Origin of the sequence: Mitsuaria sp. BK041 (assembly GCF_014193085.1) — a bacterium.
Taxonomy (GTDB): domain Bacteria; phylum Pseudomonadota; class Gammaproteobacteria; order Burkholderiales; family Burkholderiaceae_C; genus Roseateles.
In genome coordinates this window covers 604,652-625,447 of record NZ_JACHYT010000002.1, presented here as the reverse complement: position 1 = coordinate 625,447, position 20,796 = coordinate 604,652, and the positions used below count along the sequence as shown (strand labels likewise).

The following is a 20,796-nucleotide window of genomic DNA, read 5'->3' as shown; positions in this document are numbered from 1 at the left end:
TCCTCCATGCGATGGGCCCTCGTGGTGGCCCTGACGGCCGCCTATCCGCTGCTGGTCTTCGCCGGCCTGGGCCATGTCGAGCCGCGCACCATGGCGCTGCTGCTGCTGGTGCTGGGCCTGCTGCGCATGACCGTCGGCGGCCAGGGCCGGGCCCAGGTGCGCTGGGTCGTCGTGGCCGCGCTGCTGCTGGCGGGCCTGACGGTGCTGGTCAACCGCAGCCTGCCGCTGAAGCTGTATCCGGTGCTCGTGAACGCCGCCATGTTCGCTGTCTTCGCCTTGAGCCTGTGGCGCGGGCCCACCGTCATCGAGCGCCTCGCGCGCCTGACTGATCCCGAGCTGCCGCCCGAAGCCATCCGCTACACCCGCCGCGTGACCCAGGTCTGGTGCGGCTTCTTCGTGCTGAACGGCCTGATCGCGCTGGGCACGGCGCTGTGGGCCAGCGAGCGTGTCTGGGCCCTGTACAGCGGCCTGATCGCGTATCTCCTGATGGGGCTGCTGATGGGCGGCGAATGGCTGCTGCGCCGCCGCGTGCGCGCGAGGATGGGCGCATGACCCCCAGCCAGCGACTGGCCGCGCTGCTCGCCCAGCCGATCGAGCCGACCCGCCGCATGGGCTGGCGGGGCGCGACGCCGGTGTCGGGCGAGGCCTTCAACGATCGTGCGCGCCGCTGGCAGGCGGCATTCGAGCAGGCCGACGGCCAGCGCTTCGCCCTGTTCTTCGCCGATGGCATCGAGTTCTCGGCGGCGCTCTTCGGCCTGTGGCAAGCCGGCAAGCAGGCCTGGCTGCCCGGCGACCTGACGCCGGCGACGCAAGCCGCGCTGCGCGCGCAGGTCGCGGGCTGGGCGGGCGACAGCGGCGACCTGGCCGACCTGCCGCGCGTGCGGCCGCTCGAGGCCATCGAGGCGCTCGCGCCCGCCGCGAGCGCTCCCCTGGATCCCGACGCCGACGGCCTGGTCGTTTTCACCTCCGGGTCCACCGGCGCGCCCGAGGCCTGCCACAAGCGGCTGCGCCAGCTCTTCGACGAGATCGACGCGCTCGAACAGGCCTTCGGCGCCGTTTGCCCCGACGCCACGGTGATCGCGAGCGTCTCGGCGCAGCATGTCTACGGACTGCTGTTCCGCGTGCTGTGGCCGCTGGCCACCGGTCGCGCGCTGCAGGCGCGCAGCCTGGTCTATCTGGAGGACCTGGCCGAATTGCTGCCCGCGGGCGAGCGGGCCATCCTGATCGCCAGTCCGACGCACCTGGGCCGACTGCCGGCCGAGGCGCCGGCGGCGGCGGCGCGGGTGGGCCAGGTGTTCAGCTCCGGCGCGCCGCTGCCCGATGCCGCGGTGCCGGACGCGCTGCGCGTCTTCGGCCGTGCGCCGATCGAGGTCTACGGCAGCACCGAGACCGGCGGCGTCGCCTGGCGCCAGCGCGATCCCGGCGCCGCCGTGCACTGGCAGGCGCTGCCGCAGGTGCAATGGCGGCTGGAGGACGGGTTGCTGGCGATCCGGTCGCCGCATCTGCCCGGCGCGGACTGGATGCTGGGCGCGGACCGGGCGATCGCGGTCGACGGTGGCTTCGAGCTGCGCGGCCGGGCCGATCGCGTCGTCAAGATCGCGGAGAAGCGGGTCTCGCTGCAGGCCGTCGAGGACTGCCTGTTGAAGGGCGGGCTGCTGACGGCGCTGCGGCTGGTCCTGCTGGACGAGCCGCGTCCGCAGATCGGCGTGGTGGCGGTGCCGAGCGCGCAGGGCTGGGCCCTGCATGACGCCCAGGGCCGTCGCGCGCTGTCCGAGGCCCTGCGCGCGCAGTTGCTCGGCGTGGTCGAGCGTCTGGCGCTGCCGCGCCGTTGGCGCTTCCTGCCGGAGTTGCCGCGCAATGCGCAGGGCAAGTCCACGCAGGCCCGGCTGATGGCCGAGTTCGATCCGCGCCGCCCGCCGGTGCGCGCGTTCAAGCGTGAAGGCGATCATGTCGAGCTGGCGCTGTTGATCGAGGCCACGCTCCCCCAGTTCGATGGCCATTTCCCCGGGCACCCGGTGCTGCCCGGCGTGGCGCAGCTCGATTGGGTGCTGCTGTTCGGTCGCGAGCTCTTCGACATCGCCGGCGAGTTCACCGGCGTGGAGGCTCTCAAGTTCCAGCGCGTGGTCGTGCCAGGCACGCGGCTGATGCTGACGCTGGACTGGCAGGCGCCGGGCCGCTTGAGCTTCCGCTACCAGTCGGAGGCGGGCGGCCAGCATGCCAGCGGCCGGGTGCAGTTCGCCGAGGTCGCCACGTCATGACGCTGGGCGCCGTCATTCCGGTCTACAACCACGCGGTCCCCGTCGCCCGCGTGGCGCGCGCGCTGCGCGCCCATGGCCTGCCGGTGCTGCTGGTCGACGACGGCAGCGAACCGGGCTGCGCCCGCGCGCTCGACGCGCTGGCGAAGGAGGAGGGCATCACGCTGTTGCGCCTGCCTGAAAACCAGGGCAAGGGCGGCGCGGTGATGGCCGGCCTGCGCCAGGCGCAGGCCTCGGGCTGGACCCACGCGCTGCAGATCGACGCCGACGGCCAGCACGACACGGCGGACGTGCCGGTCTTCGTCGCGCAGTCGCGCCAGCATCCCTCGCATTTCATCTGCGGCTGTCCGGTCTACGACGCCAGCGTGCCCAAGGGCCGGCTCTACGGCCGCTACGCGACGCACATCTGGGTCTGGATCAACACGCTGTCGATGGCCGTGCGCGACTCCATGTGCGGCTTCCGCGTCTATCCGCTGGCGCCGACGGTCGAGTTGCTGGCGCGCGCCCGGATCGGCCGGCGCATGGACTTCGACGTCGAGATCGCGGTGCGCCTGGTCTGGGCCGGCGTGCCGGTGATCAACCAGCCGACGCGGGTGCGTTATCCCGAGGACGGTGTCTCCCACTTCCGCGTCTGGCGCGACAACGTGCTGATCTCGGCCATGCACACGCGGCTGTTCTTCGGCATGTTGTGGCGCGCGCCCGTGCTGCTGTGGCGGCGGTGGTCGGCATGACGGCCCGGCACTGGGCCGCGATGGGCGAAAGCACCTTCGTGGGCGGCATCTGGCTGCTTTTCGGCGTGCATCGCGTGCTCGGCCGCACGGCGTTCCGCGTGCTGCTGTGGCCGGTGGTCCTGAGCTACTGGCTGGCGCGACCGACGCTGCGCGCGCACAGCCTGGGCTACCTGCGTCGCATGCGACCCGACGCCGGCTGGCGCGAGGGCCTGGCCCACGTTCGCCTGTTCGCCGAGACCCTGCTGGACAAGCTGCTCGCCATGGCCGGCCGCTATCCGATGGAGCGCGTGCATGAGCGCGGCGCCGAGGCCCTGCACCAGCTCGCGCGCGAGGGCCGGGGCGGCGTGCTCGTCACCGCGCACATGGGCTGCCTGGAGCTGTGCCAGGCGCTGGCCGAGCAGCGTCCCGACTTCAAGGTCAACGTGCTGGTCCACACCCGGCATGCCGAGTCCTTCAACCGCATCCTGCGCCGGCTGCGGCCCGAGACCCGGGTGAACCTGATCGAGGTGACCGACCTGGACATGGCGCTGACGCTCAAGCTCGCGGCCAAGGTCCAGGCGGGGGAGTTCCTGGCCATCGCCGGCGACCGCGTGCCGGTGCGCGGCAGCAAGACGGTGCGCGTGCCCTTCCTGGGCGACGAGGCCGATTTCCCCGTCGGTCCCTACCTGATCGCCGGCCTGCTGAACTGCCCGCTCTTCCTGATGCTCAGCCTGCACGAGGCCGACGGTTATGCGCTCGAGTTCGAGCAACTGGCCGAGACCGTCCACCTGCCGCGTCGCGCCCGCGAGGCCGCCATGACCGGCTACGCCCAACGATTCGCCGATGCGCTGGCCCAGCGCCTGCACCGCTCGCCCTATGACTGGTTCAACTTCTATGCCTTCTGGGACCGCGCCCAGCTCGACCCCCATGCCGCCCATCCTGTTTGACGGCCGCCGCCTGCGCATCGAGGACATCTGCGCCCTGGCGCGGCGCGAGGCCTCGGCCGAGCTGGGCCGCGATGGCGCCTTCGAGGCGCGCATCGAGGCCGGCGCCGACTTCGTCGCCCGGCTGCTGGCCGAGGACGGTGTGATCTACGGCGTCACCACCGGCTACGGCGATTCCTGCACCGTGGCCGTGCCCCCGGCGCTGGTGCCGGAACTGCCGCATCACCTCTACACCTACCACGGCATCGGCGCCGGCGCGCTGCTGACGCCGACCCAGACGCGCGCCGTGCTGGGCGCGCGCCTGGCCTCGCTGTGCCAGGGCCTGTCGGGCGTGAGCCTGGACCTGCTGCGCCAGATCGAGTGCCTGCTGCGCCACGACATCCTGCCGCTGATTCCGAGCGAAGGCTCGGTCGGCGCCAGCGGCGACCTGACCCCGCTGTCCTACCTGGCCGCCGTGCTGTGCGGCGAGCGCGAGGTCAGCGTCGGCGGTGAGACCCTGCCGGCCGCCGACGCGCTGCGGGCCGTGGGCGCGACGCCGCTGCGGCTGCGCCCCAAGGAAGGCCTGGCGATCATGAACGGCACGGCCGTCATGACCGGACTGGCCTGCCTGGCCTTCGAGCGCGCCGAGTACCTGGCCCACCTGGCCACCCGCATCACCGCGATGAATGTCGTCGCCAGCGCGGGCAACGCGCACCACTTCGACGAGACGCTCTTCGCCGCCAAGCCGCATGCCGGCCAGCAACGCGTGGCGCAGCGCCTGCGCGGCGACCTGGCGAGCGACCGCCCCTCGCGCAACGAGGAGCGGCTGCAGGATCGCTACTCGCTGCGCTGCGCGCCGCACGTCATCGGCGTCGTGGAGGACGCGCTGCCCTGGCTGCGGCAGCTGATCGAGAACGAGCTCAACAGCGCCAACGACAACCCGCTGATCGATCCGGTCGGCGAGCGCGTGCTGCATGGCGGCCATTTCTACGGCGGCCATATCGCGATGGCGATGGACACGCTGAAGACGGCCGTCGCCAACCTGGCCGACCTGCTGGACCGCCAGCTGGCGCTGCTGGTGGACGCGCGCTACAACCACGGCCTGCCGGCCAACCTGACCGGCGCCAGCGGCGAGCGCGCGCCGATCAATCACGGCCTGAAGGCGCTGCAGATCAGCGTGTCCGCCTGGACCGCGGAGGCGCTCAAGCAGACCATGCCGGCCTCGGTCTTCAGCCGCTCCACCGAGTGCCACAACCAGGACAAGGTCAGCATGGGCACCATCGCCGCGCGCGATGCGCTGCGGGTGCTGGACCTGACCGAGCAGGTCGCCGCCGGCCTGCTCATCGCCTGCCGCCAGGGCCTGGGCCTGCGCGAGCGGCTCGCGCCGCTGACGCTGAGCCCCGCGCTTGCCGCGATGCAGTCGGACCTGGCCGCGCGCCTGCCGCTGATCGTCGAGGACCGCGCCCTGGACCGCGAACTGCACGCGCTGATCGAGGCCATCCGCGCCCGGGACTGGAGTCTGTATGGCTGAGCTCTGGCATGAGATCGAGCTGAGTCCGGCCTTCCATGACCTGGACCCGATGGACATCGTCTGGCACGGCCACTACGTCAAGTACCTGGAGCTGGCGCGCGAGGCGCTGCTGGCCCGCTTCGACTACGACTACCCGCGCATGCGCGAGTCGGGTTACGCCTGGCCCGTCGTGGACATGCGGCTCAAGTACGTGGACATGCTGCCCTACGGACGTCGCGTCATCGTGCGCGCCGAGATCGTCGAGTGGGAGAACCGCCTGAAGATCGAGTACGAGATCCGTGACGCGGCCAGCGGCAAGCGCATCAACCAGGCCTACACCATCCAGGTCGCCTACGACACCGACAAGCGCGAGATGCGTTACGTCTGCCCGCCGGTGCTGTGGGAAAAGCTGGGCGTGGAGCCGGCATGAAGCGGCGCCTCGCGTTGAACGGCCTGGTCGGCCTCGTGGGCGTGGCGGCCGCGCAGGCGCCGCTGCGCCTGGCGATGGCCGCGACTTCTGCGACGACCGCGGCAGCCACCGCGCCTGACCTGGCGCAAGCGGTGCGCGAGCGCCTGCAGCAGCCCGAGTGGCTGCGCGGCGAGTTCACCCAGACCAAGAAGGTGGCCGGATTCGCCAAGCCCTTGCTGTCGCGCGGCGACTTCGTGCTGGCGCGCGGGCGCGGCGTGCTGTGGCGCACCCTCAAGCCTTTCGCGAGCGAACTGCGCCTGACCCGCGACGAGATCCGCGCCACGCAGGGCGGCCAGACCTCGATGCGGCTGGAAGCCTCGCGCGAGCCCGTGGTGCGAGTGATCAATTCGCTGATGTTCTCGCTCCTCAACGGCGACGTCGGCGGCCTGACCGAGCTCTTCGAACTGAGCGGCACGGTCAAGGGCGCGGGTTGGCAGCTGTCGCTGACGCCCAAGCCGGGCGCGCTGCGCCAAGTGCTCAAGCAGGCGGAGCTGGAGGGCGATGCCTTCGTCCGCCGCATCCAGCTCCACGAGGCCAACGGCGACGAGAGCCTGATCCAGCTCCTCAACCTGCGGCCCGACGCCGCACCGGAACCGGGCCTGTTCCAGTGAGCCTGGAGCGCGTCACCCGGCGGCTGGCGGGCCTGTGGCTCGTGCTGGTGCTCGCCTGCGCGGCGCACAACCTGTGGCACTGGGGCTTCGCACATCGGGCGCCGGTGACCGACATGCTGGCCATGCTGCCGCGCGACGAGCAGCGTCCCGTGGCCGCGCAGGCCACGCAGGCGCTGGCGGACGCCGGCTCGCGGCGCGTGAGCGTGCTGATCGGCGGGGGCGACTGGGGCGCGGCGCAGGCGGCTGCCGATGCCTTCCTCCAGGCCCTGGGCGACGTGCCTGCGCGTCATCGTGTTGGCGACGCGGACCAGCAGCGCTGGCTCGACCTCTATGCCCCGGTGCGCCAGGGCCTGATGACATCGCAAGCGCGCGAGCGGCTGACGACGGCCTCGACCGCGACGCTCGCCGATCAGGCGCTGGCGACGCTGCATCAGCCCGTGGCGGGCCCGCGCGTGGGTTCCTGGGCCGAGGATCCGCTCGGCCTCTTCGGCCAGTGGCTGGCCGAGCGCGGCCAGGGCAGCCGGGTGCGCGTCCAGGACGGTCGGTTGATGCTGACGGACGGCAGCGACCCTGGGCGCCACTTCGCGCTGGTGCTGATCGAGTTGCCGGGTTCCGGCTTCGAGATCGGCGCCGTGCGCGCGCTGATGCCCCGCCTGGACGCGGCGACGCGGGCTGCCGAAGCGCGCGGCGCGACCGTGCTCCAGGCCGGCGTGCCGTTGTTCGCCGCGGCTGCCTCGGATCAAGCCGAACGCGAGATCCACACCATCGGCCTGGGCTCGCTGCTGGGCATCGTGGCCTTGACGCTGATGGCCTTCCGCTCGCTGCGACCGCGTCTGCTGGTGATGCTGTCGATGGCGGTCGGGCTGCTGGTCGCGACCTCGGTGACGCTGCTGTGCTTCGGCGAGCTGCACCTGGTGACGCTGGTCTTCGGCGTCAGCCTGCTGGGCGTGGCCGAGAACTACGGCACCAACTACTTCAGCGCCCGGCAGGGCCTGCCGCCCGTAGAGCGCTGGACCATGCTGGCGCGCCAGATCCCGGTGGTCAGCCTGGCGATGGCGACCACGGTGATCGGCTACGCGATGCTGGCGCTCCCGCCGTTCCCGGGGCTGCGCCAGGTGGCGGTGTTCTCCGCGACCGGCCTGGTCGCGGCCTTCGTGACCGTGCTGTGGTGGTTTCCGCTGCTGGACGGCCAGGGCCGCATGGCCCCGACGCGCTTCGCCGAGTGGCTGGGCTCGCGCCGCGCGCGGTGGCCCAGCCTGGGCCCTCGGGGACTGACGCTGCTGGGCCTGGGCACGCTGCTGCTGGCCGCGGCCGGCGCGAGCCGACTGCGCGTCGACGACGACATCCGCCAGCTGCAGTCCGCGCCGCCGGCGCTGGTCGCGCAGCAGCGCGAATTCGCCCGCTTGATGCAGGCGCCCGGCGTGGCGCAGTTCTTCGTCGTCCAGGGCGAGACCGAGCAGGCCCTGCTGGAACACGAGGAAGCCCTGACCGCCCGACTGCGTGCCATGGGTCTGGGCGTGCAGGCGGTCAGCGACTGGCTGCCCTCGCTGCGCCGCCAGCGCGAGGACCAGGCCCTGGCCGCGCGCCGCATGACGGAGCTCCAGCCGGTGATCGAGGAACGGCTCGGACAGCCGGTGTCGCTCGGGCGAGGCGCAGCTGGCGAGCTGACGCCGCGGGCCTGGCTGGACAGCCCCGCCAGCGAGCCGATGCGCGCGCAGTGGCTGGGCTGGCTGGGCGACGGACCCGCGTCGGCGGTGCTGCTGCGCGGCGCGGAGTCGCGCGAGACGCGCGACGCGCTGGCTGCCCTGCGCCTGCCGGGCGTGAGCTGGGTCGACAAGGTCGGCGAGGTCAGCGACCTGCTCGGCCGCTACCGCGTGCTGATGATCGCCGTGCTGCTGCTGGGTCATGCGCTCACCTGGGCCGCGCTGGCCTGGCGTTTCGGCCGCACGTCCTGGCGCGCGCTGGCGCCCACCGCGCTGGCCAGCGTGCTCACCGTGGCCCTGCTGGCGCTGTCGGGCCAGGTGCTGCAGCTCTTCCACATCCTGCCGCTGCTCATCCTGTTGGGGCTGGGCGTGGACTACGGCATCTTCATGCTGGAGCAGCCAGGCCGGCGGGAGACGCGACCCTTCCTGTCGGTGACGCTCGCGGCGGCGTCCACGCTCCTGTCCTTCGGCTTGCTGGCGCTGTCCGGCACGCCCGCCCTGCGCGCCTTCGGCCTGACCCTGCTGTTCGGGGTCTTCCTGGCCTGGTGCCTCACCCCGTTCTTCGTGCCCGACCATGATTGAGACCAAGAAGTTCTCGCCCCCCAAGCAGCGTGCCTTCGATGCGCGCTTCGAGGCCCAGAAGATCGCCTTCGGTCCGGTGGTGTTCCACTGCGTGCGCTACGCGTGGAAGCGCGGGATGCTGCAGGCGCTGGCGGACGCGGGCGAGCGCGGCGTCACGCTGGACGAGCTCGAGGCCACCGGCCGCTGGAACGGCTACGCGCTGAAGCTTGCGCTGGAGTCCTGCCTGTCGGCGGGCGTGGTGCTGATCGAGGACGGGCGCTGGCAACTGGACAAGATCGGTTTCTGCCTGATCTCCGACGAGATCACCCGCATCAATTTCAACTTCGTGCACGACGTCTGCTACCAGGGGCTGTTCGAGCTGGAGCGCTCGCTGGATGCCGGCAAGCCGCTGGGCCTGGCGCATCTGGGCGAGTGGCCCAGCATCTATCCCGCGCTGTCGGAGCTGCCCGAGCCGGCGAAGTCGAGCTGGTTCGCCTTCGACCACCATTACTCCGACACCTCCTTCCCCGACATCCTCCCCGACGTCTTCGCCACTGGGCCGCGTCGGCTGATGGACATCGGCGCCAACACCGGCAAGTTCAGCCTGGCGGCGCTGGCGCACGATCCGCGCGCCGAGCTGCACCTGGTCGACCTGGCGCCGCAGCTGGAGATGGCCTCGGCCAACCTCACGGCCGCCGGCGTGCGCGAGCGCGCCCAGCTGCATGCGCGCGACCTGCTCGACGACGGCGCGACGCTGCCGGCGGGCATGGACCTGGTCTGGATGAGCCAGTTCCTCAGCTGCTTCAGCGAGGCGCAGATCGCCAGCATCTTCCGGCGCGTGCACGACTGTCTCGCGGACAACGGCCACGTGCTGGTGATGGACACCTTCTGGGATCGCCAGCGCTACGACATCGCGGCCTACTGCCTGATCAACACCTCGCCGTATTTCGCGGCGATGGCCAGCGGCAACAGCAAGGTCTACCAGAGCACCGACTACATCCGCCTGGCCGAGTCCGCCGGCCTGCGCCTGCAGACGGTGCGCGACGGCATCGGCTACTGCCACAGCCTGCTGAGGCTGGTGCGCGCATGAAGCGTCGGGCGCTCCTCGGAGGCGGCCTGTGCGCGCTGATCGGCGCGGCGACGACGGGCTGCGTTTCGTCGCGCCCCCTGGCGCCCAGCGCGCTGCCGCCGCTGCGCCTGCCGCCGTCGGCGCTGGGTACGGCGCGCTACGCGCTGAGCCAGCGGCTGTCGGTGTTCCGGCTGGACCGTCCCGGCGAGCGTCCGCAGCAGGTGGAGGTGCAACTGCAGCTCGACGCCTCCGGCCTGCTGCTGGCGGGTTTCGCCTTCGGGCAGCGGGTGCTGCTGATGCAGTGGGACGGCGAATCCCTGCAGGTCCAGCGCTCGCCCTATCTGCCGGCGGAGGTCGACACCGATCGCATGCTGCGCGACCTCTGCCTGGTCCTGTGGCCGGCCGGGGCGGTCCGCGCCGCGTTGCCGCCCGGGTGGACCTGGGACGAGGACGGCCCCGAGGGCGTGGGCCGGTCCCTGTCGGCGGTGCAGGCCCTGCGCGAGGGCGAGGTCACGCGGCTCAGCGTGCGTCGGCCGGCCGAGGGCGTGGTCGAGATCCTCAATCCCACCGAGGGCTATCGCTTGCTGATCGAATCGCAGCCGTTGGAGGCCTCATGAGCATCGCCCTCGACCCGCTCTACTTGCAGGCGCCTGGCGTGGTCTGCGCCGCCGGCCGCGACCTGGACGAGTTGCGCGACGCGGTCTTCGCGGCCGCCCCCAGCGGCGTGGCCGTGAACGACGCGGTCTGGCCCGGTCATGCGTTGCACCTGGGCGCGGTCCGCGCCGCACTGCCGTCGGTGGCGCATCTGCCGGTGCAGGCGCGCAGCCGCAACAACGCGCTGCTGCTCGCGGCCCTGAGCCAGACGCGCGCGGCCGTGGACGCGGCGATCGACCGCCACGGCCCGCACCGCATCGGTGTCGTGCTGGGGACCAGCACCTCGGGCATCGCGGAGAGCGAAGCCGCGGTCATCGCGCTCGAGCGCGACGGCGCCTTTCCCGCCGACTTCCATGTCGAGCAGCAGGAGCTGGGATCGCCCGCGCTGATGCTGTCGACGCTGCTGGGTTTGAGCGGACCGTCCTATGTCGTGTCGACGGCCTGCTCGTCGGGCGCGAAGGCGCTGGCCAGCGGTGCGCGCCTCCTGCGCGCGGGCCTGTGCGACGCGGTGCTCGTCGGCGGCGTGGACGCGCTGTGCGGCATGACGGTGGCCGGCTTCACCGCCCTGGACTCCGTGGACGCGGCGCGCTGCCGCCCGATGAGCGCGACCCGCGCCGGCATCAACATCGGCGAGGGCGCGGCGCTGTTCGTGCTCAGCCGCGAGCCGTCGCCGGTGCGCCTCGCCGGCTACGGGGAGAGTTCCGACGCCCATCACATCTCGGCGCCGGAACCCGGCGGTCGCGGCGCGCTGGCGGCCATGCGCGAGGCGCTGGCCCGTGCCGGCCTGGCGCCCGCGGACATCGGCTACCTGAACCTGCACGGCACCGCCACGCCGCAGAACGACGCGATGGAGAGCCGGGCCGTGGCGGAGCTGTTCGGCCTGGCGCTGCCGTGCTCCTCGACCAAGCCGCTGACCGGCCATGCGCTGGGCGCGGCCGGCGCCATCGAGGCGGCGATCGCCTGGCTGACCGTGGCCGGTGACGGTCGGCTGCCGGTGCATCATTTCGACGGCGTGCGCGATGCCGCGCTGCCGGCCATCGCCTTGGTCGCGCCGCACCAGCGCCTGCCCGGCGCGCCGCGCCACGTGATGAGCAATTCCTTCGCCTTCGGCGGCAACAATGCGTCGCTGGTGCTGAGCCATGACTGATTCCCTGCCTCCCATCGCCGACCTCATGCCCCACGAGGGGCCGATGTGCCTGCTCGACCGCCTGGTCGAGGCCCGGGACGAACGCCTGGTGGCCGAGGTCCTGGTCCCCGCCGACGGCATCTTCAGCCGCGACGGCGCGGTGGGCGCCTGGGTGGGCGTCGAATACATGGCGCAGGCGGTGGCCGCCTGGGCCGGATGGCAGGGGCGGCAGCAGGGAAAGCCGCCGCGCATCGGTTTCCTGCTGGGCACGCGCCGCTACCGCAGCGTGGCGCGCTTCAGCGCGGGGCAGCGGCTGCGCGTCGAGATCCAGCGCAGCTACCAGGCCGACAACGGCATCGGGCAGTTCGACTGCAGCATCCGTTGCGGCGAGGCCGAGTTGGCCAGCGCGCAGATCACGGTTTTCGGGCCGGAGGATCCAAGTGAGTTCTTGAAGGGAGAGACGCCGTGAGCACAGTGCTCGTTACCGGATCGAGCCGGGGTATCGGCCGCGCCATCGCGCTGCGGCTGGCGCGCGACGGCCATGACGTGGTGCTGCATTGCCGCCGCGAGCGCGAGCAGGCCGAGGCCGCCGCCGCCGAGGTCCGCGCGCTGGGACGCGTGGCCCGGGTGCTCCAGTTCGACGTGTCGGATCGCGAGGCCACCGCCAGCGCGCTGCTGGCCGACGTCGACGCGCATGGCTGCTACTACGGCGTCGTCTGCAACGCCGGCATCGCGCGCGACGGCGCCTTCCCGGCGCTCAGCGGCGAGGACTGGGACCAGGTCATCCACACCAACCTGGATGCCTTCTACAACGTGCTGCAGCCGCTCACCATGCCGCTGGTGCGGCGCAAGGCGCCGGGGCGCATCGTGACGCTGGCCTCGGTCTCGGCGCTGATGGGCAACCGCGGCCAGGTCAACTACAGCGCGGCGAAGGCGGGCATCATCGGCGCGACCAAGGCGCTCGCGGTCGAGCTGGCCAGCCGGCAGATCACCGTCAATTGCGTCGCGCCGGGCCTGATCGACACCGACATGGTCGACCCGCAGCTGCTGGAGGAGGCGCTCAAGCTGATCCCGGCCAAGCGGGTGGGCAAGCCGGAGGAGGTGGCGGCGATCGTGAGCTTCCTGATGGGCAGCGATGCCGCCTACATCACGCGGCAGGTGATTTCGGTGAATGGGGGGATGGTGGGATGAGCAAGAAGCGGGTCGTGATCACCGGCGTGGGGGCGTTGTCGCCGCTGGGCCATGACGTCGAGACCATGATGGACAGCCTGCGGGCGGAGGCCAACAAGGTCCAGCGCATGCCCGGCTGGGCCGACTATGAAGGCCTGAACACGCAGGTCGGCGTGCCCTGCGCGCCCTTCGAGCTGCCGGCCGACCGCTACAACCGCAAGAGCATGCGCAGCATGGGGCGTGTCGCGCAGATGGCCACCCGCGCCAGCGAGATGGCCCTGGAACAGGCCGGCCTGCTGGGCGATCCGCTGGTGACCAGCGGCCGGCTGGGCGTGAGCTTCGGCAGCTCCAGCGGCACGCCCAGTGCCGTCGGCGACTTCGGCCGCATGATGACCGCCAAGAGCATCGAGGGCATCAACGCCAACACCTACGTGAAGATGATGTCGCACACGGCGACGGTCAACATCGCCGTGTTCTTCGGCATCACCGGCCGCATCATCACGACCAGCAGCGCCTGCACCTCGGGCAGCCAGGGCATCGGCTATGCCTACGAGGCCATCCTCAGCGGCCGCCAGGTCGCGATGCTGGCCGGTGGCGCCGAGGAGCTGGATCCCACGCAGGCGGCGGTCTTCGACACGCTCTTCGCCACCAGCACCCGCCACAACGACCAGCCGCGCCTCACGCCGCGGCCGTTCGACGCCGACCGCGATGGCCTGGTGCTGGGCGAGGGCGCCTGCACCTTCGTGCTCGAGGAGTACGAACACGCCAAGGCCCGAGGCGCCCGGATCCTGGGCGAGATCGTGGGCTACGGCACCAACTGCGACGGCACGCACGTCACGCAGCCGCAGTCCGCGACGATGGCCCAGGCGATGCGCCTGGCGCTGGAGGACGCGGGCCTGCCGCCCGGCGCGATTCCCTACGTCAACGCCCATGGCACCAGCACCGACCAGGGCGACGTGGCGGAGAGCCAGGGCACGCAGGCGGTCTTCGGGTCCGATGTCGCGATGTCCTCGCTCAAGAGCTACATGGGCCACACCCTGGGTGCCTGCGGCGCGCTCGAGACCTGGATGACGCTCGAGATGATGCGGGCCGGCTGGTTTGCGCCGACACTCAACCTCGAGCGCGTGGACCCGCGCTGCGGCGACCTGGATTACGTGCGGACCGGCGGACGCGCCCTGCAGACCGAGTTCGCGATGACCAACAACTTCGCGTTCGGCGGCATCAACACCTCGCTGATCCTGCGCCGGCTCGATTGATCCGTTCGACTTCCTTCGACTTCGTTTGACCTTGTTTGACTTCGCTTGACTGGAGACCGTTCATGAAGCTTCGCCATTCCGCCGCGATCCTGCTGGCCTCGATGTTGGCGGCCACCGCTGCCTCGGCGCGCGACACCGTGCTGCACATCCCGCTGGCCGACGTGCTGTCCATGCCCGAGGCCAAGGACAAGCTGGATGCCAACATGAAGTTCTTCCTCGCCGGACAGACGACGCCCAAGGTGCTGCAACGCTTCTCGACCGACGTCAGCAACCCCAAGACCAATGGCGTGGGCAAGACCGACGAGTTCGGCTGCAAGTGGGCCGCGCTCAGCGCGCTCATCAGCCTGCAGAACAGCGCCAAGCGCGAGGGCGCCAACGCGGTGATCGACATCGTCAGCTACTACAAGAAGAACGAGTACCGGAGCGCGACCGATTTCGAATGCCATGCGGGCGCCATCATCATCGGCGTGGCGCTCAAGGGCACCTACGCCAAGATCGCCGAGTGATTCATTCCGTTCATTGACCTGAGGGAGATTGCAGATGAAGAAGATGGTTGTGGGCCTGATCCTGGCCAGCCTGGTGGGCGTGTCGCAGGCGCGCAGCGCGGTGCCGCTGGTCGAGCCGGATCGCGTGGTACTGGTGGCGGGGCAGTCCGCGCTGACGCCGGACCAGGTGAAGCAGGCGATCGTGCGCGGCAGCGCCAAGCTGGGCTGGACCGTCGCCTCCGACGAGCCGGGCAAGCTGCGCCTCAAGTACAACAAGCAGAACAAGCATGAGGTCGTGGTGGACGTCAGCTATGACAACGCCGGCTTCCAGGTCCGGTACGTCAACAGCGTCAACATGAAGTACGAGCAGGTCAACGGCGTGGCCCACATCCACCCGTTCTACAACACCTGGGTCAGCAACCTGAGCCGTGCCATCTCGTCCGAGGTCAGCGGCACTCCTGCCGCGCAATGACCGCGCGGCGGGTCCCCGCGATCCGATGAGCCTGCTGTGCCTGCTCGCGACGCGGTCCGCGCTGCGGGCCGGCATGGCGGATCCGGCGTCGTGGCTGACGGCCACTGAGCGGGCGAGGTTCGCGGCCTTCGGGACCGGGGCCAGGCGGGACGTGTTCCTCGCCGGGCGATGGCTGGCGCGTCAGGCGGTGCGCCAGTGGCGCGGCGATGACGGCGCGGTCGAGCTGGAGGTCGCCGACAGCGGCGCGTGTCGTGTCGCGCGGCCGGACGGGGTGTTCGTCTCCATCAGCCACAGCGGTGACCTGGTCGCGTGCGCGGTCGCGGCGGTGCCGGTGGGCGTGGACATCGAGCGCTTGGGCGTGCGCGCTCGCGATCACCTCGCGTTGGCGCGCGCGGTGCATGGCCCAGCGCAGCAGGAGCAACTGCGGCAATTGCCGCCGGAGGCGCGGGAGCGTCATTTCCTCCAGCTGTGGACGCTCAAGGAGGCATGGCTGAAGGCGCGTGAGCAGGGCCTGGATTTCGCGCTGATGCGGGCCATGGCCTTCGACGAATCCGCCGATGGCGATGGGGGCGACGTGGCCGTCACCGAGGACGGCGCGACGATCGTCGCGATCGCGACCTGCGCCGACTTGCCGGCGGTGATCACGCCCTTGAACGCGGCACAAATGCAAACGGCGCCGGAGTGGCGCCGTTATCGCTCGCGCTGCTGAGCGCGCGGTCCGCGTCGATCTCAGCCCGGCTTGCGGGCGACGCAGTTGAGCAGCGTCTCCTCGCGTTGCTCGGGCACGCGGAACCCCAGCCATTCGAGCGCGCCGAGGTCCTTGCGGCTCCACCAGAGGTAGGGCGTGCTGATGTGCTTGTCGTCGACCTGGAAACCGGCCTGGCGGAGCATGGCCAGGAATTCCGGCGCGCTGCGCTGCACGTGCATCGGGTGGCGGAACAGCAGCCGGATGATCCAGCTGTGGATGTAGGCGCGGGTGCTCTCGGCCAGCAGCAGCACGCCGCCCGGCTTGAGCACGCGGAAGACCTCGGACAGCGCGGTCGCCTGATCGACGATGTGATGCAGGGTCTGGTGGCACAGCACGACGTCGACGGAGGCGTCGGGCAGCGGGATGGCTTCGGCATGCGCGTCGTGCAGCGTCACCGGCACCGGCGTGGCCTGGCGCATCGCGGCGCAGCGGGCGGCGAAGTCCGGCTCCGGATCGAGCGCGTGGATCTGGCTGGGCTGGAAGCGCTGGGCCAGCTCGGGCAGCGAATGGCCCTGCCCGGTGCCGATGTCCAGCATCACGCCGCCCTTGGGGATGTCAGGCGCCAGGCGCTGGAGGTCGTCCAGCGCGCGGCCCAGCACGTGGACACGCCAGGTCGGCGTCGAGAGGAACCAGAGGCCGAAGCGGGTCTCGGGCACGAAGGCGGGCTTGCGGGTGGGCAGGGACGTGAGGGGTGTGTTCATGAGGCGTCGTTCGTGCCGGGGTGTGCCGCGCTCGTGTGCTGGTCTGCGTCGAGCGGCGGCAGATGATAGCGGCGGCGGCCTGCGGCGCGCCGAGGCCCGGAGGGGCAAACGATGAACAATGCCCGCAATGGGGGGAGCCGGCGCAATGAGGCGGGCTGGAAAGGACAAAGCCCGCAAGACTTGCGTCTTGCGGGCTTTGGGATCTGGTGGCGCTTCAGGGATTCGAACCCCGGACCTGCGGATTATGATTCCGTCGCTCTAACCGGCTGAGCTAAAGCGCCTTGCGAAGAACGCGACTATAGCAAAGTTTTCGAAGACAATGCAAGCCCCCGCCGAGCACGGCGACAAACGTTCGGCGCGCGAGTCCTCTCGACCCCTCCATGTTCAGCTTCCTCAAGAAAAAACTGGGCTTCGGATCCTCCGAACCCACGCCAGCGCCCGCTCCCGAAGCGGTCCCTGCGCCCCCTCCCGCCATCCCGGCCCCGCCGGTCGCCGTCGAGCCCGTTTCGGCTCCGGCTCCGCAAATCCCGTCCCCGGCTTCGCAGACCGCGCCCGTCCTCGCTCCGCCTTCGACGACCGCACCCGCGCCGGTACCCACTCCTAGCCCGAACGCTTCCGTCGCGGCCCCTTCGACTGTCGTCGTGCCCGCGCCGGTTGCGTCGCCGCCCGTCGTGCATGCGCCAGCGCCGGTCGTCGCAGTGCCCACGCCTGTGCCGGCCACCGCCCCCGTCGCAGCCGCGGCACCAGTGCCCGTGGCCGAGCCCGCGCCGCGCAAGTCCTGGATGGACAAGCTGCGCCAGGGCCTGCGCAAGACCGGCTCGAGCATCGCCCAGGTCTTCACCGGCACGCAGATCGACGACGCGCTTTATGAAGAACTCGAGGCCGCGCTGCTGATGGCGGACGCCGGCGTCAAGGCGACCGAGTTCCTGCTCGAGGACCTGAAGCGTCGCGTCAAGGACGCCAAGGCCACCGAGCCCGCCGTCGTGCGTCAACTGCTCGTCGACGCGCTGACCGAGCTGCTGCAGCCGCTGCAGCGCCAGTTGGTGATCGGTGAGCAGTCGCCGATGGTGATGATGGTGGTGGGCGTCAACGGCGCCGGCAAGACGACCAGCATCGGCAAGTTGACGCGCCATCTGGCCGATGCCGAGGCCAATGTGTTGCTGGCCGCCGCGGACACCTTCCGTGCCGCCGCGCGCGAGCAGCTGGCGGTCTGGGCGGATCGCAACCGGGTGCAGATCGTCAGCCAGGAGGGGGGGGATCCGTCGGCGGTCACGTATGACGCGGTGGTCGCGGGCAAGGCGCGCGGCTGTGACGTCGTCATCGCCGACACCGCCGGCCGTCTGCCGACGCAGCTCCATCTGATGGAGGAGCTGAAGAAGATCAAGCGCGTGATCGGCAAGGCGCAGGAGACCGCGCCGCACGAGGTCCTGCTGGTCGTGGACGGCAACACCGGCCAGAACGCGCTCACGCAGGTGAAGGCCTTCGACGACGCGCTGGGCCTCACCGGCCTGATCGTCACCAAGCTGGACGGCACGGCCAAGGGTGGGGTGCTCGCGGCGATCGCGCGGGAGCGCCCGATCCCGGTCTACTTCATCGGCGTCGGCGAGAAGCTCGAGGACCTGCAGACCTTCGACGCGCGCGAGTTCGCGCAGGCCCTGCTCGAATAAAACCCGAAGCCCTCGGTCGCAGGTCCGTCGAAGGACGAAGTGCGACCCCCGGAATGCAAAAGAGCTCCCAAGGGAGCTCTTTTGCATTTACATCGGGAAGCCGCCGCCCCCGCCGCCCATGAGGTTCTTGAGGCCGCCCATCTTCTTCATCATCTTCATCAGGCCGCCGCCCTTCATCTTCTTCATCATCCCCTGCATCTGATCGAATTGATTGAGCAGGCGGTTGACCTCCTGGATCTGCACGCCGGCGCCCGCGGCGATGCGGCGCTTGCGGCTGGCCTTGGACTTGCCGTCCATCAGCAGCGACGGCTGGCGGCGCTCCTTGGCGGTCATCGCGTTGAGGATGCCCTCCATGCGCTTCATGTCGCGTTCGGCCTTGTCCATGTCGGGCTGGCCGGCCTTGGCGGTCATCTGGGTGGGCAGCTTGTCCATGAGCCCCGACAGCCCGCCCATCTTCTTCATCTGCGAGATCTGGGCGAGGAAGTCGTTCAGGTCGAAGCCGTCGCCGGACTTGAGCTTCTCGGCCAGCTTCTGCGCGGCCTCGACGTCCACGCCCTTCTGCACTTCCTCGACCAGCGCGACGATGTCGCCCATGCCGAGCACGCGGCCCGCATGGCGGTCGGCGTCGAAGACCTCGAGCCCGTCGATCTTCTCGGACACGCCGGCGAACTTGATCGGCGCGCCGGTGATCTGCCGCACCGACAGCGCCGCGCCGCCGCGCGAGTCGCCATCCAGCTTGGTCAGCACGATGCCGGTCAGCGGCAGCGCCTCCTTGAAGGCCTTGGCCGTGTTGATCGCGTCCTGCCCCTGCATCGCGTCGACCACGAACAGCGTCTCCACCGGCTTGAGCGTCGCGTGCAGGTCGCGGATCTCGGCCATCAGCGCTTCGTCGATCGCCAGGCGGCCGGCGGTGTCGACCAGCAGCACATCGAAGAAGTGGCGCTTCGCATGGTCCAGCGCCGCCAGGGCGATGTCATGCGGCTTCTGGTCCGGCGCCGACGGGAACCATTCGGCGCCCGCCTGCTTCGTCACCGTCTTGAGCTGCTCGATCGCGGCGGGGCGGTACACGTCCGCCGAGACCGTCAGCACCTTCTTCTTGCGCTTCTCGGTCAGGTGCTTGGCGAGCTTGGCGGTGGTCGTCGTCTTGCCGGCGCCCTGCAGGCCGGCCATCAGGATGATGGCGGGCGGCTGCGCGGCCAGGTTGATGTCGGCGACACCTTCCCCCATCGTCGCGGCCAGCTCCTTGTGGACGACCGAGACCAGCACCTGCCCCGGATTCAGCGAGGCGACCACCTCCTGGCCGAGCGCCTTCTCCTTCACGCGGGCGATGAAGTCGCGCACCACGGGCAGCGCGACGTCGGCCTCCAGCAGCGCCATGCGCACCTCGCGCAGCATGTCCTGCACATTGGACTCGGTGATGCGGGCCTGGCCGCGCATCGTCTTCACGAGCCGGCTCAGTCGATCGGTCAGGGTGGAAGCCATCGTATTGGCGCCCGCGGAAGCGGGCGCTCGTCATTACACTTTGCGGATGATTTTATCGTCCGCCTCCGCCGAGCCCAGCGGCCTGCTCCTGGCCGCCCTCAGCGCCGCCGGCGCGGTGGCCTATGCCGTTGCCGCCGCCTTCGCGCATCTGCGGCCCCGCACCTGGCGCTCGGTGCTGGTGCTGGCGTGGCTGCTGCACCTGGCCGCGCTGGTCGTGGACATCGGCGGCATCGGCGCCGCGCCGGTCAACGGCAGCCACGCGGCGCGCTTCGGCTTCGCGCCCTCGCTGTCGATGACGATCTGGCTGGTGACCGGCGTCTATCTGATCGAGAGCCGCTTCCTGCCGCTGCCCTCGGCCCAGCGCCTGCTCAGCGTGCTGGGCCTGCTGGTGATGCTGGTGGCCTGGATGTTCCCGGGCGAATACCGACCGCAGGCGGGCTCGCCGCTGGCGCCGCTGCACTGGGCGATGGGCCTGGCGTCCTACGGCCTGTGCGGCGTCGCGGTGATGCATGCGGTCATGCTGAACCGCGCCGAGCGCCAGATGCGCGCCCAGAAGGGGCAGGGCGCGCCAGCGCTCGGCACGCCGCTGCTGCGCCTGGAGCGCCTGACCTTCCAGTTCGTCGGCGCCGGCGTGGTCGTGCTGTCGATCGCGCTGCTGCTGGGCGTGGCCTTCACGCCGCAATGGCGCTGGGATCACAAGACGCTGTTCGCCGTGATGGGCTGGGTCGTGCTGACCGGCCTGCTGACGGGACGCCGCGTGTTCGGCTGGCGCGGCCGGCGTGCGACGCGCTGGCTCTACTTCGGCGCCGCGCTGTTGCTGCTGTCCTATGCCGGCTCGCGCTTCGTGCTCGAGGTCGTGCTGCAGCGTCCGCCCGTCTGATGCCGACCCCGTCGACCTCCTCCCCGAAGCTTCCACCGCGCCCATCGTGATCAAGCTGCTTTTCTGGATCGTCCTGCTGGCGGTGATCGCCTTCGTGATCGGCTTCAAGCGCGGCCGGCCGACGCCGCGCGACAACGCCCGGCCCGCGCCGCCGCCTGCGCCGCGCCTGCCCGAGCACATGGTGAGCTGCGCCGAGTGCGGCATGCATCTCCCGGCCAGCGATGCGCTGCCCGGTCGCGGCGGGCAGTTCTGCGGCGCCGCCCATCGCGCCGCGCACGAGCAGCGCCTGGAAGCCGCCGAGGCGGCGCGCGGCCGGCGCGACGACGCCGCCACCTGAGCGCCGG

Annotated in this window: 22 protein-coding genes and 1 tRNA gene; 20 read left to right on the top strand and 3 right to left on the bottom strand. The window is 70.9% G+C overall.

All coding sequences use genetic code 11. From position 1 onward, the window contains the following. Positions 1–6 precede the first annotated feature (6 nt). From FHT38_RS18650 to FHT38_RS18570, 17 genes are all read left to right on the top strand, one after another. Positions 7–552, top strand: a complete 546-nt coding sequence (locus FHT38_RS18650) for a hypothetical protein (protein ID WP_147241079.1) — start codon at positions 7–9, stop codon at positions 550–552. After that, on the top strand, positions 549–2,258 hold the full coding sequence (locus tag FHT38_RS18645; RefSeq protein WP_183492851.1) for an AMP-binding protein: 1,710 nt from the start codon (positions 549–551) through the stop codon (positions 2,256–2,258). The genes FHT38_RS18650 and FHT38_RS18645 overlap by 4 nt, the downstream gene beginning before the upstream one ends. Further along, positions 2,255–2,986, top strand: coding sequence for a glycosyltransferase family 2 protein (locus FHT38_RS18640; protein ID WP_183492850.1), 732 nt, complete (start codon positions 2,255–2,257; stop codon positions 2,984–2,986). Before FHT38_RS18645 ends, FHT38_RS18640 begins: the two co-directional genes overlap by 4 nt. Then, a complete protein-coding gene (locus FHT38_RS18635; protein WP_183492849.1) occupies positions 2,983–3,912 on the top strand; it encodes an acyltransferase in 930 nt (309 codons plus the stop codon). Before FHT38_RS18640 ends, FHT38_RS18635 begins: the two co-directional genes overlap by 4 nt. Then, positions 3,860–5,419, top strand: coding sequence for an aromatic amino acid ammonia-lyase (gene hutH, locus FHT38_RS18630; RefSeq protein WP_221213854.1), 1,560 nt, complete (start codon positions 3,860–3,862; stop codon positions 5,417–5,419). Before FHT38_RS18635 ends, hutH begins: the two co-directional genes overlap by 53 nt. Next, positions 5,412–5,828 (top strand): thioesterase family protein, encoded by a 417-nt coding sequence (locus FHT38_RS18625; protein ID WP_183492847.1) that lies wholly within the window; start codon positions 5,412–5,414, stop codon positions 5,826–5,828. Before hutH ends, FHT38_RS18625 begins: the two co-directional genes overlap by 8 nt. After that, on the top strand, positions 5,825–6,478 hold the full coding sequence (locus tag FHT38_RS18620; protein WP_183492846.1) for an outer membrane lipoprotein carrier protein LolA: 654 nt from the start codon (positions 5,825–5,827) through the stop codon (positions 6,476–6,478). Before FHT38_RS18625 ends, FHT38_RS18620 begins: the two co-directional genes overlap by 4 nt. Then, positions 6,475–8,763 carry an MMPL family transporter gene (locus FHT38_RS18615; protein ID WP_183492845.1) on the top strand — a complete coding sequence of 763 codons (2,289 nt, stop codon included), beginning with the start codon at positions 6,475–6,477 and terminating at the stop codon, positions 8,761–8,763. Before FHT38_RS18620 ends, FHT38_RS18615 begins: the two co-directional genes overlap by 4 nt. Beyond that, a complete protein-coding gene (locus FHT38_RS18610) occupies positions 8,756–9,832 on the top strand; it encodes a class I SAM-dependent methyltransferase (RefSeq protein WP_183492844.1) in 1,077 nt (358 codons plus the stop codon). Before FHT38_RS18615 ends, FHT38_RS18610 begins: the two co-directional genes overlap by 8 nt. After that, a complete protein-coding gene (locus tag FHT38_RS18605; protein ID WP_183492843.1) occupies positions 9,829–10,428 on the top strand; it encodes a DUF3261 domain-containing protein in 600 nt (199 codons plus the stop codon). The genes FHT38_RS18610 and FHT38_RS18605 overlap by 4 nt, the downstream gene beginning before the upstream one ends. Then, on the top strand, positions 10,425–11,612 hold the full coding sequence (locus tag FHT38_RS18600; RefSeq protein ID WP_183492842.1) for a beta-ketoacyl-ACP synthase: 1,188 nt from the start codon (positions 10,425–10,427) through the stop codon (positions 11,610–11,612). The genes FHT38_RS18605 and FHT38_RS18600 overlap by 4 nt, the downstream gene beginning before the upstream one ends. After that, positions 11,605–12,060 (top strand): hotdog family protein, encoded by a 456-nt coding sequence (locus FHT38_RS18595; RefSeq protein ID WP_183492841.1) that lies wholly within the window; start codon positions 11,605–11,607, stop codon positions 12,058–12,060. Before FHT38_RS18600 ends, FHT38_RS18595 begins: the two co-directional genes overlap by 8 nt. Then, a complete protein-coding gene (locus tag FHT38_RS18590; RefSeq protein WP_183492840.1) occupies positions 12,057–12,782 on the top strand; it encodes a 3-ketoacyl-ACP reductase FabG2 in 726 nt (241 codons plus the stop codon). The genes FHT38_RS18595 and FHT38_RS18590 overlap by 4 nt, the downstream gene beginning before the upstream one ends. Further along, entirely contained in the window at positions 12,779–14,017 is a 1,239-nt protein-coding gene (locus FHT38_RS18585; protein WP_183492839.1) for a beta-ketoacyl-ACP synthase, read from the top strand. The genes FHT38_RS18590 and FHT38_RS18585 overlap by 4 nt, the downstream gene beginning before the upstream one ends. 62 nt (positions 14,018–14,079) lie before the next feature. Continuing rightward, on the top strand, positions 14,080–14,523 hold the full coding sequence (locus tag FHT38_RS18580; protein WP_147242302.1) for an excinuclease ATPase subunit: 444 nt from the start codon (positions 14,080–14,082) through the stop codon (positions 14,521–14,523). A gap of 34 nt (positions 14,524–14,557) precedes the next feature. Then, positions 14,558–14,974, top strand: a complete 417-nt coding sequence (locus FHT38_RS18575) for a hypothetical protein (protein ID WP_183492838.1) — start codon at positions 14,558–14,560, stop codon at positions 14,972–14,974. 25 nt (positions 14,975–14,999) lie between these two features. Beyond that, the gene (locus FHT38_RS18570; protein ID WP_183492837.1) at positions 15,000–15,683 is read left to right on the top strand and encodes a 4'-phosphopantetheinyl transferase superfamily protein; all 684 of its coding nucleotides are present in this window, start codon (positions 15,000–15,002) and stop codon (positions 15,681–15,683) included. Between the two features lie 20 nt (positions 15,684–15,703). Here the strand turns inward: FHT38_RS18570 and FHT38_RS18565 are convergent, their stop codons facing one another. Both FHT38_RS18565 and FHT38_RS18560 read right to left on the bottom strand, forming a co-directional pair. Beyond that, positions 15,704–16,423, bottom strand: a complete 720-nt coding sequence (locus FHT38_RS18565) for a class I SAM-dependent methyltransferase (RefSeq protein ID WP_183492836.1) — start codon at positions 16,421–16,423, stop codon at positions 15,704–15,706. Positions 16,424–16,627: 204 nt separating this feature from the next. After that, positions 16,628–16,704: transfer RNA gene (locus FHT38_RS18560), tRNA-Met, on the bottom strand. A 99-nt stretch (positions 16,705–16,803) separates the two neighbouring features. On the opposite strand from FHT38_RS18560, the gene ftsY reads away from it, so the two are divergent. Continuing rightward, entirely contained in the window at positions 16,804–18,090 is a 1,287-nt protein-coding gene (ftsY, locus tag FHT38_RS18555) for a signal recognition particle-docking protein FtsY (protein ID WP_183492835.1), read from the top strand. Positions 18,091–18,177: 87 nt separating this feature from the next. Here ftsY and ffh read toward each other — a convergent pair whose 3' ends face one another. Beyond that, positions 18,178–19,572, bottom strand: a complete 1,395-nt coding sequence (ffh, locus tag FHT38_RS18550) for a signal recognition particle protein (protein ID WP_183482492.1) — start codon at positions 19,570–19,572, stop codon at positions 18,178–18,180. Between the two features lie 46 nt (positions 19,573–19,618). Between ffh and FHT38_RS18545 the strand changes: the two genes are divergently transcribed. Together FHT38_RS18545 and FHT38_RS18540 are read left to right on the top strand one after the other, a co-directional pair. Next, the gene (locus FHT38_RS18545; RefSeq protein ID WP_091727084.1) at positions 19,619–20,452 is read left to right on the top strand and encodes an inner membrane protein YpjD; all 834 of its coding nucleotides are present in this window, start codon (positions 19,619–19,621) and stop codon (positions 20,450–20,452) included. Positions 20,453–20,498: 46 nt separating this feature from the next. Next, positions 20,499–20,789: a PP0621 family protein gene (locus FHT38_RS18540; RefSeq protein ID WP_183492834.1), complete on the top strand. Its 291-nt coding sequence runs from the start codon at positions 20,499–20,501 to the stop codon at positions 20,787–20,789. The last annotated feature ends 7 nt before the right edge of the window (positions 20,790–20,796 follow it).

Coding starts and splice junctions, on each gene's coding strand:
- FHT38_RS18575 (WP_183492838.1), top strand. CDS start 14,558: ATGAAGAAGATGGTTGTGGGCCTGATCCTGGCCAGCCTGGTGGGCGTG.
- hutH (WP_221213854.1), top strand. CDS start 3,860: ATGCCTTCTGGGACCGCGCCCAGCTCGACCCCCATGCCGCCCATCCTG.
- FHT38_RS18565 (WP_183492836.1), bottom strand. CDS start 16,423: ATGAACACACCCCTCACGTCCCTGCCCACCCGCAAGCCCGCCTTCGTG.
- FHT38_RS18600 (WP_183492842.1), top strand. CDS start 10,425: ATGAGCATCGCCCTCGACCCGCTCTACTTGCAGGCGCCTGGCGTGGTC.
- ftsY (WP_183492835.1), top strand. CDS start 16,804: ATGTTCAGCTTCCTCAAGAAAAAACTGGGCTTCGGATCCTCCGAACCC.
- FHT38_RS18620 (WP_183492846.1), top strand. CDS start 5,825: ATGAAGCGGCGCCTCGCGTTGAACGGCCTGGTCGGCCTCGTGGGCGTG.
- FHT38_RS18580 (WP_147242302.1), top strand. CDS start 14,080: ATGAAGCTTCGCCATTCCGCCGCGATCCTGCTGGCCTCGATGTTGGCG.
- FHT38_RS18650 (WP_147241079.1), top strand. CDS start 7: ATGCGATGGGCCCTCGTGGTGGCCCTGACGGCCGCCTATCCGCTGCTG.
- FHT38_RS18595 (WP_183492841.1), top strand. CDS start 11,605: ATGACTGATTCCCTGCCTCCCATCGCCGACCTCATGCCCCACGAGGGG.
- FHT38_RS18625 (WP_183492847.1), top strand. CDS start 5,412: ATGGCTGAGCTCTGGCATGAGATCGAGCTGAGTCCGGCCTTCCATGAC.
- FHT38_RS18570 (WP_183492837.1), top strand. CDS start 15,000: ATGAGCCTGCTGTGCCTGCTCGCGACGCGGTCCGCGCTGCGGGCCGGC.
- ffh (WP_183482492.1), bottom strand. CDS start 19,572: ATGGCTTCCACCCTGACCGATCGACTGAGCCGGCTCGTGAAGACGATG.
- FHT38_RS18635 (WP_183492849.1), top strand. CDS start 2,983: ATGACGGCCCGGCACTGGGCCGCGATGGGCGAAAGCACCTTCGTGGGC.
- FHT38_RS18640 (WP_183492850.1), top strand. CDS start 2,255: ATGACGCTGGGCGCCGTCATTCCGGTCTACAACCACGCGGTCCCCGTC.
- FHT38_RS18610 (WP_183492844.1), top strand. CDS start 8,756: ATGATTGAGACCAAGAAGTTCTCGCCCCCCAAGCAGCGTGCCTTCGAT.
- FHT38_RS18585 (WP_183492839.1), top strand. CDS start 12,779: ATGAGCAAGAAGCGGGTCGTGATCACCGGCGTGGGGGCGTTGTCGCCG.
- FHT38_RS18545 (WP_091727084.1), top strand. CDS start 19,619: ATGATTTTATCGTCCGCCTCCGCCGAGCCCAGCGGCCTGCTCCTGGCC.
- FHT38_RS18605 (WP_183492843.1), top strand. CDS start 9,829: ATGAAGCGTCGGGCGCTCCTCGGAGGCGGCCTGTGCGCGCTGATCGGC.
- FHT38_RS18645 (WP_183492851.1), top strand. CDS start 549: ATGACCCCCAGCCAGCGACTGGCCGCGCTGCTCGCCCAGCCGATCGAG.